Origin of the sequence: Halopseudomonas sabulinigri (assembly GCF_900105255.1) — a bacterium.
Lineage (GTDB): Bacteria > Pseudomonadota > Gammaproteobacteria > Pseudomonadales > Pseudomonadaceae > Halopseudomonas > Halopseudomonas sabulinigri.
In genome coordinates this window covers 692,673-709,510 of record NZ_LT629763.1, presented here as the reverse complement: position 1 = coordinate 709,510, position 16,838 = coordinate 692,673, and the positions used below count along the sequence as shown (strand labels likewise).

Sequence of the window (16,838 nt, the reverse complement as noted above, 5' to 3'; positions counted from 1 at the left end):
GGTGCGTTATCGGTATAGACTGCATATTTACGATGTTGCTGAAGACGCGGCATTTCTAATCTGCAAGGATCTATCTGCTCGATACTTAAAAGAGTTGCAGGTACAACCTTAAAACTGCTCGGAATGGAAGCATGGCGAAGCGGAATTCAAAAAAGAATAAATCAAAAGCGGTAAGTCAAGCCAAGGCAAAGCTCCGGGGCGTGATAGCCGCTGCTCGTAATGCAACAACTTACAATATGAAAGGTTCTCATAGTTATGATTCCGCTCAGCGTAAAACTTACTTTTCGCAATCGCTGAGTGTGAATTTGCTTTTGGCTAGGCAGGAGCTCCCTTTCAATAATTATGATGAATTTTTAAAGTGGGCGGATACTCAGCAAGATCATCTATTGCCAAAGTCTTTCAAGGAAGTAAAGCCAACGCTGTCTAGCTTGAGTTTCGTGCGGGACACTAAAGAAATTTCTCTTATCTCCGAAGCATTCTGGTTGTCGCATAGGCTTTACAGAGAGCGTGAGACAATAAAAGAGTTTATAAGGATTAGAGGAGAGATTGAAAACAATTTTTGGTCCGGAAATTTGGAGGCGATATATAAGCTATTTGTTGAGATTGCTGAAAAGTTGGGCCAGTCAGTATGGTTGGTGGAAGCAAGATTGTCCGTGGAACAGGCCTTCAAAGGACTGGAAAGTCAGAAAAAAATTCTTGAAGTAATTCGAAAAGAAGCGGGGCGGGGGTTCATTCGCTTTTTATCTCATAGAATAAGTATGCGAAACGAAATGGCTGTGACAACCCAGCGCTTCGCTGCGAACCTTAATTCTTATATAGCGTCAAGGCCGAATTTGAAGCTGGAAACAGCAGAGTATTTGAGATTTAAACTTTGTCATAATGTCCCTACAACAGAATCTGAGATTTGCTCGATTATCAGATTTCAACAGAATCACTCTATAATTGATTGTTATGAGGGGTTGGTAAATATTGTTCAAGAGCTGGTAGGGGTTGAGGACAGCCAAGATATTTTCAGGCTTCTCTTTGGCGCTTTACTTAGAGTCGGCGTGGACGATGAGCGCATCTCCAAGCTTGAGATGGTGTACGGCAGGAAAGAAGCTAGTGCTCAGAATGTTTGCGATGTAAAGCCTGCAGGTTTGTTGCTTCTCGGGAAAAACAAAGAAGCAATTAAGGAGGCGCTGCGAACCTTTCGATCCAATCCTCCTAAGGATATTTTTCAGTTATATATTGCTGCTGAAGCGCTTTCGTTTGGTGGCGAGCGAGCGAGCTGTAAAAAGCTGAAGGAGCGTAAGCCAGAGCATGGTTATACACGTAGACTGGCGAACGTGATCGCCAAAAACTCAGGCTCTGCGCGCTCCTACGATTTTTTAGAGAAGACTCTTCGAAATTTTCATGTGTTTCCATCATGCAAGGCGTTTCTGGATGTTGTGAGGCGAGAGCATGATCCTATTTCTTTTAAAAATGAAAAGGCGAAGCTATATTTCTTTCTAAACAATCCTACGTTTTCGCCTTATGATGCGCCTCCTGGATCTAAAGTTGAAAGGCTTCTGTACAAAAGCAATTCAAGCCCTGCTGTTGCAGTAAAGAGCTTTGTAGATATTCGAAGATCAGGTGACGCTAAAGACGGTGTGTTACCTCCAATAGCAGTTAGTATAGCCCAGGCTTTAGGAGCCTTTCAGCGGAGAGAACATAAGTTACTGATTGAGACGTTGGGCGAGCAGAAGGCTCGGGATGGATTCCATCTTATTGAGCATAGGTTCACATCTGTTGAAGCTGATGCTCTTATATCCCTCGGTGATACTCGAAGCGCAATAAGGATATTTGGAGAAGTGATTTCTACCGGCAGAAGCTATGTTGACCTTCTACCATTTACGGCCTTGGTAAATAAATATACTCGGTGGGCTGATTTGCGCCAGTATTCAGATGAGATATCAGTCCCGATACTTTTGCATCAGGTGTATAAGTCCAGCCCCAGCAATGGTCTGGCTACGCTACGTCGGACGGCGGTCGACTCATTCCTCCGAAGTAACCATCTCGATAAGCCGTCAACTTTATCTGATCACATTGAGCGTTTCGGCAAAGCAAATGTTATCTACTTTATGAGAAACTTGTGTGCGCCGTCGATTTTGGATATGTGTAAGCACCTCGAGGGCACCAAAGCTGTAGATGAAGAACGACTGCGGATATTGGGCACGCTTTTAGAGCTGGATCCTGAAAATACCGATGTATATGAGACTGAAATTCTCACGCTCTCAAGCAGTCTTCGAATTAGAGAGGGATTGAAAGTCGTTGACGGCAGCAGAATACACGTAGATTTAGAAGGGATTTCGAGATGGGCCCATGCTGAGCTTCAGGAAAACCTATCGCGCTATAAGAGTCTTGTGGAGGCAGGAATTGGTATTGCTGAAGATTTAGATGATGTTATTAAAGACTTTATGGTTCAGTCTACCCCAAAGTCATATCTTGATGCCCCAAAAAGTGAAGCTGACGATATCGTTGTTTCCATGCTATGGGAGCTTAGAGAGAGATTTCTGTTTGATAAACCGCATGGGCTGAATAGCTACCTAAGCAAACGTGTGCGTCATAATTCTATCGCTGGATATTTAAGGGGTGCGCTCGATAAAGATTCTTTGATTACGCAGATTTCTGAAGGTAATTATCGAGAAAATGTACACTGGCAGACCATCCTGAAAGACCGTGGGTATACTCCGTTCGAGGTTAGGACCGTTCTGGATTTACTTAAGGACTTTGGTGCAAAATACGATGCCTTGACATCTCACCTCAAGGATTCCGTTCTTCATATCAAAAGGCCTGAATATCCTAATGGATTAATTGATCTGCCGCTGGCTCCCGCGTTGGTGTATGTGGCGCGCTCCGCATTGCAATCCTCGAACTACGATTTAGGATCATGGTTTGAGGTCAGCATCGCAATGTTCTGGCTTAGGCTTGAGCCTTCCCTTTTTCGTGTAAGGGAAGTTCTTTCAAAAGAATATAAGGCCAAAGCGGTGGCTCTTTTTGACAGTCTCCGTGCGGATTTGGTTAATATTCTTGGCCGAGAGAATCAATGTCACGACCTAAATAGTGCAATAAACGATGCGTCCATCGAGCTTCAAAATCTTATTGACAGGGCTGCTGACTGGTTTAACAAACGTCAAGGAGAGCTAAGCAAATATGCTTATTCGCTCACCGAGGTTATTGATATTTCCATTCAGTCAGCCATGACTAGGCATAGAAGCTGCAAAATCGAGATTGAAAAGGAAGTTATACAGACAATGGAGCTGCGAGCAGATGCTTTAGTGGTTGTTGCTGATATTTTTCTTGTTGTAATAGGCAATATTTCTGATCATTCAGGTTGCAGAGAAAATGCAAGACTTAAGGTTTTTTCGCGAATGGATGAGGAGCGAAATTTGATAAACTTTAGGTTTGAGAGCTCTGTTGGTACTGGATCTTATAGTCATAAGAGTCTGGAGCTTATTGAGGCAACTCGAGCAGATATAGCATCAGGTGCTTATATAGACAAGATGGCTTTTGATCGACGTAGTGGTTTGTTCAAAGTTGCATCTATAGTTAAGCCTGAGTCTGGTGGTAGAATTGAATTTGGATTTCAGACACCCTCATGCTTTTTCCTTGATGTCGATTTAGCTCTGACTGTGGAAAGTATTAATTTTAGCCCTTATTCATCGGAGCTGAATGATGAGATTGTTACTTGTTGAGGATGAGGGGCCTAAAAGTGAAAAGATCACCTCTTGCCTTGTAGATGTATTCCCGGGAATTGACATCAATCTCGCTAGGTCTGTGCGTTCGGCGCTCAAGAAACTTGACCTGGTTCAGTACGATTTGGTGGTGTTGGATATGTCCCTGCCAACTTTTGATATCAGCGAAGATGAACATGGTGGGCGTCCGCAAGGGTTCGGTGGCGTGGAAGTAATGCGTGATATGGTTAATTATGAAATGATTACGCCTGTTATTGTGGTTACGGCGTATGAATATTTTTCCGTTGATAGTGATGAAGATCTAGCTCATGGCAAAGAGTCCACGTTGATAGAATTAAAATGCGAGTTGGGCGACGAATTTCCAGAAATTTTTATAGAGCTAATCAAGTACGATACTTTCACTGATGAATGGCAAACGCAGCTGGTTGAAAGTATTATGGCGATTGAGGGGTTGTTTTGAATATTTTAATTATTGATGATAATCGAGCGAAAATTCTGCCGCTAATCAGAGGCATGATCGCGCTAAACATTTCTAGAGATGACATTCATACTGCAGAATCCGCTTCGGATGCGCGATTAAAGCTTCGCTCGGAATCGTACGATTTGGTGGTTCTGGACTTGTGTCTTCCAGAAGTTATAGAAGAAAATCCCTCTTTAGATGTGGTTAAGCAGTTGCTTGATGAGTTGCACGACTCAGAAGAAGGGCTGCGTAAGCCTAAGTTGATTGTTGGTTTTTCTGCCTACGATGATTATATTTCAGAAGTCCGAAGTCTGCAGACTTGTGGCTCTATGGTTTTTCATCACTATGATGAGAAAACTGATGACTGGCTGAAAGCCATCTTGAACTGCGCCCAGTACATGATCAACTTAGAGTCTGGTAAAAGGCACGATGTAGAGCCTGTTGATTTGTGCATAATCGCAGCGCTTTACAATCCTGAGTGCACTGCAATACTTGACTTGCCTTGGAACTGGGGTGATTGGGAGCTGCTAGACCAGAGCACTCCAGTCAGACGAGGAAGCTTCACTTCAGGTAAGAAAACGTACTCTGTGGTGGTAGCCCACAGCTTAAGAATGGGTATGGTTGCAGCTACCATATTGGCAACTAGGCTGATTGCTCTGTGCAAGCCTCGATTTCTTGTTATGCCTGGTATTTGTGCAGGTGTTCCTGGAAAGACTAACTATGGCGACGTTCTTCTTGCGAATCCAAGTTGGGATTACCAGTGTGGTAAGCGCCTATCGAATGATGAAGGGTCGCAGTTTTACATCGCGCCTCATCAGATTCATGTTAGCGAGTCAATTGAATCGCGCGTTTTGCAAATCGCTAGAACGCCAGGTTTTCTCGCAAAAATCAAAGATGAATGGCGAGGAGAAAAGCCTGATACAGAACTGCGCCTTCACTCTGGACCGGTTGCTTGTGGCTCAGCTGTATTGGCGGACTACAGGATAGTAGAGGACATTATTGAGAATCAGCAGCGAGCTCTGCTCGGAATCGAAATGGAAATCTACGGTATCTATAGTGCCGCGAACAGCGCCCCAGAGCCTAAACCAATTTTCTTTGCGGTGAAATCTGTATGCGACCATGCAGACAATCAAAAAAACGATAGTTACCAAAAATATTCCGCATTCACAAGCGCGAGAGTTATTCAGGAATTCTTTGAAAGGTATATCTCCGAGTTCTGATACAAAATAAATATCTATTAGGATTGTTGCGGACTAGTTTAGAGTCAACGAAGTGGCGGATTTAATCACCTGCTTTGATGTACTCCTATTTCTTAGTAACTCTTTGCTCTTGACGATCAACACGCAAAATATTAGTAATTGGGGTCAGATAAGAATGGCACCTATTTAAGCGCTAAGCACTTGAGTTGAAATTGAAAGGCTGGCTCGGGGTCACATGGTGAAAGCGACCAAGCGATCACCCGACAACCCCGGAGCCAGCCTTCCATGCACCCTAGACGCCGGACCGCCACTCATCAACACCGCTGCATCCGTCACTACGCCAAAGACACCGATTCGCAGGGCTTTTTCAATCTGCTTACCGCCCCAGCTACTTGATACGGTGGACTCCCTGCTTCCCGTGACTGAAAAGGTGACAGATTTATTTGTGTGGTCTTCGGAATCAATGGGGTCAGTGTGATTGATTGCTCTTAGGTTTGCCACTAACCCAACGAAGCAAGATAGGTCGCCGGATCAAGTCGCAATTGCTGTTGCATGTTGCCCGCTAAAGCGAACATTCGAGGCTTTGTTCTAAACTCGAAGAGCCGGTAAAGGTGGTAACGATCAGATGTGACTTTGGAGAATTCTACTTCGTTGCGACTGATGTAGAAGGGCGTGGCTTTTGCAAACGCGGTGGTCTTTACCTCGATAAATCTTTCCCTACCATCGGTTTCGAACGAGAGGATGTCGTAGCCGGCTCCGTCTCCTCGCTTGACTGACGTGTGTTCTACTTTGCCAGCAAGTGATCCGTAGCCACTGCGTTCTAAGCGCTGTTGTTCATAGCTGAAGACCAACTCTTCTCCAGCCAGGCCAAGCGAGCGGTTCCGAGCTTCGCGCGCCACGTAGTCGCGCTTCATGGCTAGAAACGTTGGTGTATTGGCGGGTTCACTAATATCTGTTGGCTGGGGAATAGGCTCGATCCAATAATCGAAGTTCACTCCCATTGGAACAATGGCTGGCTGCTCACTAGCGTGACGCGCAGCTTGGTCGAATATTGGGTCGTTCACCAGTGTCTCTAGGACGGCTTGGACGAGCAGTGCCTGGTAATTTCCGAGCGGCTTGTAGCCGATGATCCACGGGCACTCCAGTTCATTTAGTATGGCGCTGATATTTTGATGTTTGCGCTCAATAGACCCTTCCGACCGGCCATTCAGCATTGATTGCAAGGCGCGGCGGTGGTGGGTTTTACTGTATTTCTGCCCGCTCAGTTGTTGTACGAGCATCCTCTTGTAGTCTGCAACCGCCAAGCGGACTTCTTCTTGACTCCAGGGTCCGTTCGCCATGTTCAATACTCCTTATAGGCCACCGAGGGCGTCAATGAGACTTCGTGTTCTAACTTAAAGGCGCACCGCACCCTTTTAGGGAGCGGCAGTTCAGCTAAACGACCACTCTGCCAACTGCTGGCTAGCCTTCAATTTCGCTCGCTGATGCTGCATCGCCGCAAAAATATCTCCCACGGTGCTCTGCTGCGAAACCAATGGCAGCGCCGCTTCAGCCTCAATCAGAAAGCGCTCGGAAAACTTCTGATCCGAGAGGTAGGCTTCATTCCACCAGTCGAGTATCAACTCTTTCGAATTTTCCAGGAGGAGGGCGGAAGGAAGTTTGTCTCCCTTTGCGCTGTTGATGGCTTCAGCTGCGGGCACCAGATTCCATAGGTCATTATTGAGCCAGCGAGCCCAGGGGAAGCAGTGGTCCACGGCGTAGCGGTCGGGGCCTAGGTGTTTATGGCTCCAGACGCATGAGACGTCGCGGCCTACCCGCTGCATTGCGGCGATTCTGTTTCTGACTTCTGCGGTGTCGCGCCTGTCTTCATTCCACTGCAGGGCGCGTTCGTAAACGCCGGGGTCGTAGTGCATGCTCCATGAGCGCATCAGCCGCGTCCATTCACTGAGAATGGCAGGTTCCAGCCAGCAGGCGTGCTGGGAGAAGGTTTGCCATAGGCATGCGGGGACTCTGAACGTGCCGAACTCGCTAAGTGTTTGCTTGTTGCATTGCCAGGCGCCTTTGGCGAAACGTCCCCCGAGGCGGTTGCTTTCGAATACCTGCTTGGCCTGACCGGGGTAGGTTATGTACTTGACTGGCATGGCTTCGATATTGCGGCAGATATCCTTGAGCGCAGCGATCAGGCTGGCGGCGGTTTCGGCATCAAAAGTTGCACCAACGCGCAGATCGTAGGGTGATAGCGTATGCAGTTTGTAAAAGTGACTACTGGCCCAGCCGTAGCCTTTCTGGTTGGCATGATCGGCGGTCGGGGTCTGGATCAGGTTGTGTTTCAGCACAAGTGGCATGTACATCTTCAGCCAGTAGAGCGCGACCAGCCCAAAGGGTATTTCCACCCAGGCTTCATCTCGTCGGGTGACCATGCCGGGTGTGCCTTCTGCTATGCGGATCAGCGCGCGCAGTAGTCCTAGTTTGTAGGACGCTGACTTGTTGTCGTTGACGATGATGTTGCGCAACAGGGGAAGGCTGCCGCTGCCATCATCAGGCAACACAAAAGCCAGGCAGTCCCACTCTATACTGGGGCGGGTGAGGTCGGGTTGTCTTTGGTAGACCTTTGGGGCCAGTGCGCGGCCCTGTGCGAGGTTTTGTAGCTGTTGCGCCGTGACCGGATGAAAGCGCTGCTCCTTGTCTTCACCAATTCGCAACGAGATAACCAGAATTCCGCCCGGAGTCAGCAGGTCGCTGACAATTCGCATGGCCCGTTCGTGTTGGGTAGGTGGCAGGTGCATCCACACGGCGCTGATAAGGATCAGTTGAAAGCGCTGATCCAGTGAGCGTAGGCGTTTGAGTTCGGGCAGGGTGTCATCCAGCCAGGTTACTGAACCAGGGCTGCAGCGTTGGGCTGTAGTGTGCGAGGCGCCGAGTTGGCGCAGCTTATCGCTGGGCTCCACGGCCGTAACATTCCAGCCCAGACTGGCGAGCCAGCGCGCGTCTCTACCTGAACCTGCGCCGATGTCGCAGGCCAGCCCCGGTTGTGTGGGCAACAGATGGAGCCAAGCCGAGTGGACAGCTTCCGGCGCAACGGCCTGATAGGCGGCGAATAGCTCTTCCGCGCGTTCGATGTAGTAATCCATGTAATGACATCTCCGACTCTCGCGAGTTTATCGGTTGCGAAGGAGCTGTCAATCCAAGACCTCATGTCGATTCCATCGACATGAAAAATTGGGTTATATGTGCATGCTTTAGCAAGAAAATATCCCCGCCTGCAATGTAAAAAGCCCCGATGATGCTTCCCGAGGCTATCTTAGTTAACGGGGCTCTCAATCGACTTGGCAACCGAGTGCAGGTAACCAAAGTTAGATAAAAATAATCATTCCGGAGACAACAATGAACAAGATACTGACGGTAGTTGCAGGTTTGCTTGGCCTTATGTTTCTGCTGATCGGGTTGCGTTGGCTGGTGGATCCCTCTGGCGCGGCGGGTCAGCTGGGTATGCCGTTGTTGGACGACGTGGGGCGCAGTACGCAGATTGGTGACTTTGCTGCCTTCTTCCTCACCTTGGGCGTGCTTATTCTGCTTGGTTTGGTGACGTCGCAGCGTCTCTGGTTTTACCCGGCCGCCATGCTGCTGGGTATTGCGGCGCTGGGGCGGGTGCTGGCGTGGGCGGTGCATGATGCGGCGCTGGCGCTTGATCTGATTGCGCCGGAAGTGATTATTGCCGCTGTTTTGCTGCTGGCAGCGCGCCGGTTGGGCACGACTGCTTAACGCCACACAGCCAAGCCAGCGGCGGCAGCTGTGCGGCCACGTCCTCTCGGGTTATAAACCCGTATCCGTCACTGCTCCTTCCGAGGCCGAGGCGACTGTTTTGGCGTATTTCGCCAGCACGCCGCGAGTATAGCGCGGTGCGGGTTCTTGCCAAGTGCTGAGGCGCCGGGTGATTTCTTTGTCAGTCAGGTTGAGGACGATTTGTCGGGTCTCGGCATCGATAGTGATCTCGTCACCGTCTTGCACTATGGCAATCGGGCCGCCTGCCTGGGCTTCCGGTGTGACATGGCCAACCACAAAGCCGTGGCTGCCGCCGGAGAAGCGTCCGTCAGTAATCAGCGCGACCTTGTCACCCAGACCCTGGCCCATGATGGCGGAGGTGGGGCTGAGCATTTCGCGCATGCCGGGGCCGCCTTTGGGGCCTTCATAGCGGATAACCACGACATCTCCGGCGACTATCCTGTTGGCGAGTATGGCGGCCATGGCGTGTTCTTCGGAGTGGAATACCCGCGCTTTACCGGTGAATTGCAGGCCTTCCTTGCCGGTGATCTTGGCGACGGCGCCGTCCGGGGCCAGGTTGCCCTTGAGAATGACCAGGTGGCTGTTGCGCTTGATCGGGTTATCGAAGGCACGAATGATGTCCTGCCCCTGGGGGTAGGGCTGCACCTTAGCCAGGTTGTCGGCCAGCGTCTGGCCGGTGACGGTCAGGCAGTCACCGTGCAGCAGGCCGCGCTCCAGCAGCATCTTCATCATCGGCTGAATACCGCCAATCTGGATCAGCTCGGACATCAGGTATTGACCACTGGGGCGCAGGTCGGCCAGCACCGGCACTTGCTGGCCGATGCGGGTAAAGTCGTCCAGGGTTATGCGTACGCCGATGGTCGAGGCCATGGCGATCAGATGCAGCACGGCATTGGTTGAACCGCCCAGGGCGATAACCACGGTAATGGCGTTCTCGAAGGCTTCGCGGGTCATGATGTCGCTGGGTTTGATGTCCCGGCGCAGCAGTTCGGGGATGGCCTGGCCGGCGCGTTCACAGTCCTGGATCTTGTCTGCGGATACCGCGTCCTGGGCCGAGCTACCGGGCAGACTCATGCCCATGGCTTCAATGGCCGAGGCCATGGTGTTGGCGGTGTACATGCCGCCGCAGGAGCCGGCCCCCGGAATCGCGGTTTCCTCGATCTGCTTGAGCTGGATATCGGACACCGTGCCTTTGGCATGGCCACCTACGGCCTCGAATACGGAAATGATGTCGGTGTGGTTCTTGCCCGGGCGAACAGTGCCGCCGTAGATAAAGATGGCCGGCCGGTTCAGGCGCGCGAGGCCCATGATGCAGCCGGGCATGTTCTTGTCGCAGCCGCCGATGGCAATAATGCCGTCGAGGCCCATGCAGCCGGAGACGGCTTCGATGGAGTCGGCAATGATCTCGCGCGATACCAGCGAGTACTTCATGCCTTCGGTGCCCATGGAAATGCCATCGGAGATGGTGATGGTGTTATAGATCACGCCTTTGCCGCCAGCCGCATTGACGCTGGCATTGACCGTCTCGGCCAGGGCATTGATGTGCATGTTGCAGGGCGTCACCATGCTCCAGGTAGAGGCCACGCCAACTTGAGGCTTGCGGAAGTCATCACCACTGAAGCCTGCCGCATGCAGCATGGCGCGGCTGGCGGCGCGCTCGACGCCGTCCACCACCTGGCTGGAATGGGTGCGTGAAGGCTTGGCGGGGGTGTTGTCGTCAGTCATTGCTGCATGCCTCTGTGTAATCGGGGGGCAGATAAACATACTTCTGACGTCGCATCATCCGCGTTTGGTCCCAGACTGCGTTTCATCAGCGCGCCGCACCGCTAATACCTAGCCATTTGCCTCATGGATTGGTGTCTGGTTTCCACCATGGCTGTTTGTCTCACGCAGGCCACGTCACCCGGCTGCTACGCTGTTGTACCAACCGATATGGTGATACGGCCTGTCACAAAGAGACAACAATTCTGTACGACACCTGATCCTGTATGTCGATATGCTGTTTCGGGTCTTACGAATAGGCCCAGCGGGTGGATACGGCTCGCGTCTACTAATAACAATGCACTGAGAAGGGGTTTGTCCATGAGAGCCAGTATTGGCGGAGAAGGGGGTGGCCAGGGCCACTTGGTTGGTTACGGCTCCAAGGCGTACCGCAATTATGTACTCTTCGCGTTAACCCTGATTTACATCCTGAATTTCGTCGACCGCGCTTTACTCGCGGTCGTCGGTCCCGATCTGGTGCCGGATCTCGGCATTACTGACACCCAATTTGGTCTTCTTACCGGCTTCGGTTTTGCCTTGCTCTACACCGCCGTAGGCATCCCGCTGGCGCGCTTTGCCGATGTGGCTAACCGGGTGTGGATCATGACCGTCTGTGTGGCCCTGTGGTCGATTATGACGGCGCTCTGCGGCTTGGCCACGGAAGTCACTATTGGCTCGATTACCATAGGCGCGTTCTGGATTCTGCTGATGTGCCGGGTGGGTGTGGGGATTGGCGAGGCGGGCTGTACGCCGCCGGCCAACTCCCTGATTGCCGACTACTTCATTCCGCGTGAACGATCCCAGGCACTGGGCTTCTACGCGATGGGCGTTACGCTAGGTACCATGGTTGCCAATATCGTCGGCGGCTGGGTGACCGACATGTTCGACTGGCGTACCGCGTTTTTCGTGGTTGGTTTGCCGGGCTTGCTGGTCGCTGTTGTGTTCAAACTCACGGTCAAGGAGCCGCCGCGCGGCTACACCGATCCGCAGCAAGCCGAAGTAAAAGAGCGAGCCAGCCTGGGTGAAGCTATCCATGAACTGATGGGCAAGCCTGCTTTCTGGCTGATGACCGCCGGCGCCACTATCGCCGCTTTCTGTGGCTACGGTATTTCCTCGTTCCAGTCGCTGTTTCTGGTTCGCACCTATGAAATCACCGCCGGTCAGGCTGCTATCTGGATCAACACGCCGGTAGCTCTGTCTGCAGCGATTGGCACCTTTGCCACCGGTTGGCTGGCGACCCGTATTTACAAGAAGCACCCGGGTGCTATCGCCTGGGTTCCAGCAGTAGGTCTGGCGTTATCGGTGCCGTTTTACATTTTTTCCTTCACCACCAACAATCTGCTTTACGCTGCAATCGGTCTGGTGATCGGTGGCTTCGTGAAATACGGCTATCTGGCTGCGCAATACACCATCGGCCAGGGTGTGGTGAGCATGCGGGTGCGCGCTATGGCAACCGCGGTGATGCTGCTGTTGGTCAACTTGATTGGCTACGGCTTCGGCCCGCTGTTTATTGGCGCTGTCTCCGACATCTTCTTCAAGTCTGGCGTCGCCGAGCTTGGGGTCGCAGCGGGCGAACTGGCGCGCAATCAATGTCACCCTGCGGTGGTCGGCCAGCTGAGCGAGAATCTGCAGGAAGTCTGTGGGCAGGTTTACGCGCAAAGCCTGCAAACGTCCATGGTCATCATGGCTTGCCTGTATCTCGCCAGCGCACTGTGCTTTCTGTTGACCTGGCGCCGGTTGGGTAAGGATATGGTGGATCGGCAGGTTAGCTAACCTGTCACTTCACCGGTGGCTATCTAAGGGGGGCGCGCAATGCGCCCTCTTTTCTTGGGAGGCTAAGCTATGTGCAGGGCCGCCAGGCGTGGAAGTATCTAACCCGTTTTCGAGCTGCAGCGCGTTTAACGTTACCGGCGAATGCCACGGCCGTAGTTGGGGTACTGATTTCGTGGAGGACCCTGTTGATACTGCTGTGGCCTGGCATTGCGCAGCATGCGGTCCATGTTCCTTTCTCGAACCTCTCGCTCATGGTCACGCTGCGCTTTGTACCGCTGTTGTTGAGCGCGGTAATCCGGCCGTTGATATTGGTTGTCTTGTTGCTGACTGGGGCGTTGCGACCAACGATTACGCGGCTGGCCATAGTTGTTGTGCCTGTCGTATCGCGGTTGCTGGCCATAGGAATTCTGCTGCGGCCACTGCTGATACTGCCTGGGCTGCTGATATTGCAGGCCGGGGTAATAGTCGTACTGCTGTATCCGGCCCTGTTGGCCATAGCTACGCGACGACTGGCCATAGGTTTGCCTATTTTGTTGCACGATGATTACCCGTGGCTGCGCCGGGTTTACCTGCGCATGCTGCTGCCGGGGCGCGGCGTTGCCCGGGCTGGCGTAGAGGTTGTTGGCACCGCCACTGAGCAACAGGGCTGAAATGCCTATAAGGGCAATACTACGAGGTATGTTCATTGGCTTGTCTCGCTTGGGCAGATCGCATTGATACCAGCGTCGGATGCATCCTGCAGCGCGGGGGTTATTCATACGACAGCAAAATGGCCGTAAAAACTGCGTTTTAAATGTAACTTTGCGTGCATCTACCCGGCTACGCCCTTGGCTTGCGGGAATGCGCGTTACCTGGCCAGTCCTGTGCAGCTTGAATGGCAGGGCGACGGTATCGGGATGCTATCGCTGGTTGCGGGGGTCAGGCACTGCCCGCTCTAACCGTGCGCAAGCCCACTCCACAAAAGCCCGTACCCGTGGCGCAAGCTGTAACGAGTGCGGATACACCAGTTGAATCGGCAGGTCCGCCGGTTCAAAGGCCGTCAGTACGCGAATGAGGCGCCCGTCGGCCAATTCATCCGCCACCTGATAATGCATAAACCGCGCGACACCCACGCCTTGCGTACATGCCTGGCTGGCCGCGCGTATGTGGTTGCAGGTCAGCCGCGGCGTTATGGTCTGGGCTTGTTGCTTGTCGTTCTCGCGGAAGTACCACTGGTTGCCCTGGGAGGAGATAGCGATGCAGCTGTGGTGTTGCAGTGCCTTGGGGTGATCGAGGGGGGCGGCGCTTTCCAGATAGGCGGGGCTTGCGCAGGCGACCAGCCGGGTGGCGCCGATCTGGCGGGCGACCAGTGTGGAGTCCGGCAGGTGGCCGATGCGCAGGGCAAGGTCGAGGCGCTCATCCACCAGGGGTACCAGGTGATCATTGAGCAGCAGCTCGATGCGCAATTCACTGTGTGCTTGCAGAAACTCATTCACCAGCGGCGCCAGATAGCGCTGGCCAAACTCTACGGGTGCGGTCAGGCGCAGCAGGCCGCGAATGCAGCCGTCCTGTGTGCCCAGGCGCTGTTCCATGTCATCCATCTCTGCCAGCAGGCGGCGGCTCCAGGCCAGGTACTCGTTGCCTTCGTCGGTAAGCGCCATACTGCGTGTGCTGCGATTAAGCAGCCGTACCCCAAGATGGCGTTCCAACGCCGCCAGTGAGCGCACCAGGGAGGCAACGGATTGGCCAGTCGCCTCGGCGGCGGCGCTCAAGCTGCCGTTGTCGACGATGCGCACGAAGTTGGCCATTGCCTTGAGTCTATCCATTGCCACCGTCCATTTGTGCGTTTAGTGCATAGGTGTTGTCAGGCCTGCACCATAGGTCTGGCACAGGGTTAGGCGGACACTATGGCTACCGACGACAACGGGAGTGTTCACCATGAATCATGCAATCAACCCGGCGCGCATTCAGGCCTATGACCATATCGGAATTAGGGTCAGCGATAAAAGCCGCGCCATGGCTTTTTATCAGGCGCTGGGTTTCGTAGAGAGTGCCAGCTTTGCGCAATTTGAGGCCAACGAGATGATCACCGCCGCGGGCGTGCGCATCAACCTGATCTTCAACGGCACACGCCGGGCCAACAATGTGCTGCTGGATGAGCCAGTGAAATTGCCCGGCATTACCCACCCAGCCTTCATTGTTGATGACCTGCAAGCACTGCAAGCCTGGCTGGCAGAGCGGGGCGTCGCCATCACCGAAGGCCCGCATCACATCGGCCCCCGGCGTATCGCGCTGTTTATCCGTGACCCGGACGGGAACGTTCTTGAATTCAACCAATTGGTAACGGGAGACGCACAATGAAACTCTACGATCTGGAGCCGTCGGGCAACTGCTACAAGGTGCGGTTGTTGGCTGCGCTGAGCAATATTGAGCTGAATTTGGTCGCGGTCGATTTTGCCAACGGCGAGCACAAGCAGCCGCCACTGTCTGACCTCAACCCGCTGTGCCAGCTACCGATATTGCACGATGGTGATCTGGTACTGCGTGATTCGCAGGCCATTCTGGTCTATCTGGCTGGCCAGTATGGCGGCTTGGCCTGGTGGCCAGCGCATGCCCAGGGGCAGGCGGAGATCATGCAGTGGTTGTCGTTTGCCGGTAACGAGGTGGAGCATAGCCTGTGTGCAGCGCGGCTGGTTAGCCGGTTCGGCAATGATCTGGACAAATCGGCGGCTCTGGACAGAGCTGCAGTGATACTGCCGATCCTGGACGCGCACCTTGCGCAGCATGAATGGTTGGCAATGGGGCGGCCGACCATCGCCGAGTGCGCGGTCTATCCTTATGTGGCATTGGCTCCGGAGGGTGATGTGGATCTTGCGCCCTATGCCAACATCTTGAATTGGCTGGCAAGGGTAGAGGCACTGCCGGGGTATCTGGCCAAACCTTGAGCGCTACTGCCAATGCGGTTGGCAGCAACGTGGGGGTATGATTGCTATTTGATTGGCACTGGCGGCAGGCGCAACCTGCTGTCAGTGCGCTGTCACAAGTAAAGCGGGGCTCTAGCCCGTAACAGGCGCGTGATAAAGTGCCACAGTATGGACTTAGCGAACCACACACAGGGATGAACATGAAAAAGCGTCTGTTACGCGCACTTGTTATTGGTTTAACGCTTTTTGTTGGGGCAATTACTCTGGCGGTTGCTTTTGGCGGCCCTTCAGCACCGGCTGTTATGTCTTCAGTAAACGACCCCTTCAAGGCGGTGGATTATTCCGGATTGCCCAAGCTTGAATACTATCCCGCACGCGATGGCGAGAGCCTGGGGTTTCGGCGCTATAGCGCCGCACAAGGTGAGTCCAGAGGCAGTGCCGTATTGTTGCACGGCTCATCGGCTGACAGCCGCAGCATGCACGTGCTGGCCGAAGCACTCTCGGCGGCAGGGCTGGAGGTGCATTCCCTCGATGTGCGCGGGCATGGCAGTTCGGGTGAGAAGGGCGATATCGCCTATGTGGGGCAACTCGAGCACGACCTGCAGGACTTTGTTGCCGCAGTGAAACCTGCCGCGCCGGTAACGCTGATTGGCTTTTCATCCGGTGGCGGATTTGCCCTGCGCGTGGCCGGTAGCGAGCGCGCGGATTTGTTCGACCGTTACGTGCTGCTTGCCCCGTTCATCAGCCACGATGCGCCGACCTATCGCGCTAACAGCGGGGGCTGGGTCAAAGTGGGCGTACCACGCTACGTGGCACTGTCGATTTTGAATCAGCTGGGGATTCACCGGTTCAATCACCTGCCCGTTATCAGCTATGCATTGAGCGAAGATGCGCGGCAACTCTTGACCCCGGAATACTCTTTCAATCTGGCGCAGAACTATCGTCCGCAGGTCGATTATAACGAGGCCGTACGCCGCCTACGCCAGCCAACCCGGGTGCTCGTGGGTGAGCAGGATGAAATGTTCCAGGCGCAGCGCTTTGATGAGGTGTTCCGCGCGGCTAACCAGCGAGTGCCGGTGACCATCGTGGATGGCGTCAACCATATTGGGCTGACATTGAAACCCACGGCCATCAGCGCGGTAGTCGATGCGCTGGCGCAGGGTGAATGATCGTCTGGCGGCGCCCGTGCGGCTGACATCGCGGGCAGCCGCTGGCTTACCTTTGCAAGATAAAACCAACTAATCGC

At 53.2% G+C, this 16,838-nt stretch carries 13 protein-coding genes; 8 read left to right on the top strand and 5 right to left on the bottom strand.

The genetic code is table 11. From position 1 onward, the window contains the following. Window positions 1-131 precede the first annotated feature (131 nt). The 3 genes from BLU26_RS03075 to BLU26_RS03065 are packed head-to-tail and all read left to right on the top strand — an operon-like array spanning window position 132 to window position 5,393. A complete protein-coding gene (locus tag BLU26_RS03075; RefSeq protein ID WP_092283745.1) occupies window positions 132-3,713 on the top strand; it encodes a hypothetical protein in 3,582 nt (1,193 codons plus the stop codon). After that, entirely contained in the window at window positions 3,694-4,173 is a 480-nt protein-coding gene (locus BLU26_RS03070; protein WP_157719288.1) for a response regulator transcription factor, read from the top strand. Before BLU26_RS03075 ends, BLU26_RS03070 begins: the two co-directional genes overlap by 20 nt. After that, entirely contained in the window at window positions 4,170-5,393 is a 1,224-nt protein-coding gene (locus tag BLU26_RS03065; RefSeq protein WP_092283741.1) for a phosphorylase family protein, read from the top strand. Before BLU26_RS03070 ends, BLU26_RS03065 begins: the two co-directional genes overlap by 4 nt. A gap of 479 nt (window positions 5,394-5,872) precedes the next feature. Here BLU26_RS03065 and BLU26_RS03060 read toward each other — a convergent pair whose 3' ends face one another. Together BLU26_RS03060 and BLU26_RS03055 are read right to left on the bottom strand one after the other, a co-directional pair. After that, window positions 5,873-6,712 (bottom strand): DUF3883 domain-containing protein, encoded by an 840-nt coding sequence (locus BLU26_RS03060; protein WP_092283739.1) that lies wholly within the window; start codon window positions 6,710-6,712, stop codon window positions 5,873-5,875. 90 nt (window positions 6,713-6,802) lie between these two features. Continuing rightward, complete coding sequence (locus tag BLU26_RS03055; RefSeq protein ID WP_092283737.1) at window positions 6,803-8,503, bottom strand: class I SAM-dependent methyltransferase; 1,701 nt, start codon at window positions 8,501-8,503, stop codon at window positions 6,803-6,805. A gap of 253 nt (window positions 8,504-8,756) precedes the next feature. Between BLU26_RS03055 and BLU26_RS03050 the strand changes: the two genes are divergently transcribed. After that, window positions 8,757-9,134 (top strand): hypothetical protein, encoded by a 378-nt coding sequence (locus tag BLU26_RS03050; protein ID WP_092283735.1) that lies wholly within the window; start codon window positions 8,757-8,759, stop codon window positions 9,132-9,134. 51 nt (window positions 9,135-9,185) lie between these two features. Here the strand turns inward: BLU26_RS03050 and ilvD are convergent, their stop codons facing one another. Continuing rightward, window positions 9,186-10,880 (bottom strand): dihydroxy-acid dehydratase, encoded by a 1,695-nt coding sequence (gene ilvD, locus BLU26_RS03045; protein WP_092283733.1) that lies wholly within the window; start codon window positions 10,878-10,880, stop codon window positions 9,186-9,188. Between the two features lie 357 nt (window positions 10,881-11,237). Between ilvD and BLU26_RS03040 the strand changes: the two genes are divergently transcribed. Continuing rightward, a complete protein-coding gene (locus BLU26_RS03040) occupies window positions 11,238-12,689 on the top strand; it encodes a spinster family MFS transporter (protein ID WP_092283731.1) in 1,452 nt (483 codons plus the stop codon). 131 nt (window positions 12,690-12,820) lie between these two features. Here BLU26_RS03040 and BLU26_RS18540 read toward each other — a convergent pair whose 3' ends face one another. Both BLU26_RS18540 and BLU26_RS03030 read right to left on the bottom strand, forming a co-directional pair. After that, the gene (locus BLU26_RS18540) at window positions 12,821-13,375 is read right to left on the bottom strand and encodes a hypothetical protein (protein ID WP_157719287.1); all 555 of its coding nucleotides are present in this window, start codon (window positions 13,373-13,375) and stop codon (window positions 12,821-12,823) included. Between the two features lie 213 nt (window positions 13,376-13,588). Beyond that, the gene (locus BLU26_RS03030) at window positions 13,589-14,494 is read right to left on the bottom strand and encodes a LysR family transcriptional regulator (protein ID WP_092283727.1); all 906 of its coding nucleotides are present in this window, start codon (window positions 14,492-14,494) and stop codon (window positions 13,589-13,591) included. 112 nt (window positions 14,495-14,606) lie between these two features. Between BLU26_RS03030 and BLU26_RS03025 the strand changes: the two genes are divergently transcribed. From BLU26_RS03025 to BLU26_RS03015, 3 genes are all read left to right on the top strand, one after another. Then, complete coding sequence (locus BLU26_RS03025; RefSeq protein ID WP_092283725.1) at window positions 14,607-15,029, top strand: VOC family protein; 423 nt, start codon at window positions 14,607-14,609, stop codon at window positions 15,027-15,029. After that, the gene (locus BLU26_RS03020; protein ID WP_092283723.1) at window positions 15,026-15,613 is read left to right on the top strand and encodes a glutathione S-transferase family protein; all 588 of its coding nucleotides are present in this window, start codon (window positions 15,026-15,028) and stop codon (window positions 15,611-15,613) included. Before BLU26_RS03025 ends, BLU26_RS03020 begins: the two co-directional genes overlap by 4 nt. A 281-nt stretch (window positions 15,614-15,894) precedes the next feature. Beyond that, window positions 15,895-16,761 carry an alpha/beta hydrolase gene (locus tag BLU26_RS03015; RefSeq protein WP_197674527.1) on the top strand — a complete coding sequence of 289 codons (867 nt, stop codon included), beginning with the start codon at window positions 15,895-15,897 and terminating at the stop codon, window positions 16,759-16,761. The last annotated feature ends 77 nt before the right edge of the window (window positions 16,762-16,838 follow it).

Bases quoted from the DNA above. Each gene is read 5' to 3' on its own strand.
- BLU26_RS03015 (WP_197674527.1), top strand. From the start codon at position 15,895: ATGTCTTCAGTAAACGACCCCTTCAAGGCGGTGGATTATTCCGGATTG.
- BLU26_RS03040 (WP_092283731.1), top strand. From the start codon at position 11,238: ATGAGAGCCAGTATTGGCGGAGAAGGGGGTGGCCAGGGCCACTTGGTT.
- BLU26_RS18540 (WP_157719287.1), bottom strand. From the start codon at position 13,375: ATGAACATACCTCGTAGTATTGCCCTTATAGGCATTTCAGCCCTGTTG.
- BLU26_RS03030 (WP_092283727.1), bottom strand. From the start codon at position 14,494: ATGGATAGACTCAAGGCAATGGCCAACTTCGTGCGCATCGTCGACAAC.
- BLU26_RS03075 (WP_092283745.1), top strand. From the start codon at position 132: ATGGCGAAGCGGAATTCAAAAAAGAATAAATCAAAAGCGGTAAGTCAA.
- BLU26_RS03050 (WP_092283735.1), top strand. From the start codon at position 8,757: ATGAACAAGATACTGACGGTAGTTGCAGGTTTGCTTGGCCTTATGTTT.
- BLU26_RS03025 (WP_092283725.1), top strand. From the start codon at position 14,607: ATGAATCATGCAATCAACCCGGCGCGCATTCAGGCCTATGACCATATC.
- ilvD (WP_092283733.1), bottom strand. From the start codon at position 10,880: ATGACTGACGACAACACCCCCGCCAAGCCTTCACGCACCCATTCCAGC.
- BLU26_RS03020 (WP_092283723.1), top strand. From the start codon at position 15,026: ATGAAACTCTACGATCTGGAGCCGTCGGGCAACTGCTACAAGGTGCGG.
- BLU26_RS03070 (WP_157719288.1), top strand. From the start codon at position 3,694: ATGAGATTGTTACTTGTTGAGGATGAGGGGCCTAAAAGTGAAAAGATC.
- BLU26_RS03055 (WP_092283737.1), bottom strand. From the start codon at position 8,503: ATGGATTACTACATCGAACGCGCGGAAGAGCTATTCGCCGCCTATCAG.
- BLU26_RS03060 (WP_092283739.1), bottom strand. From the start codon at position 6,712: ATGGCGAACGGACCCTGGAGTCAAGAAGAAGTCCGCTTGGCGGTTGCA.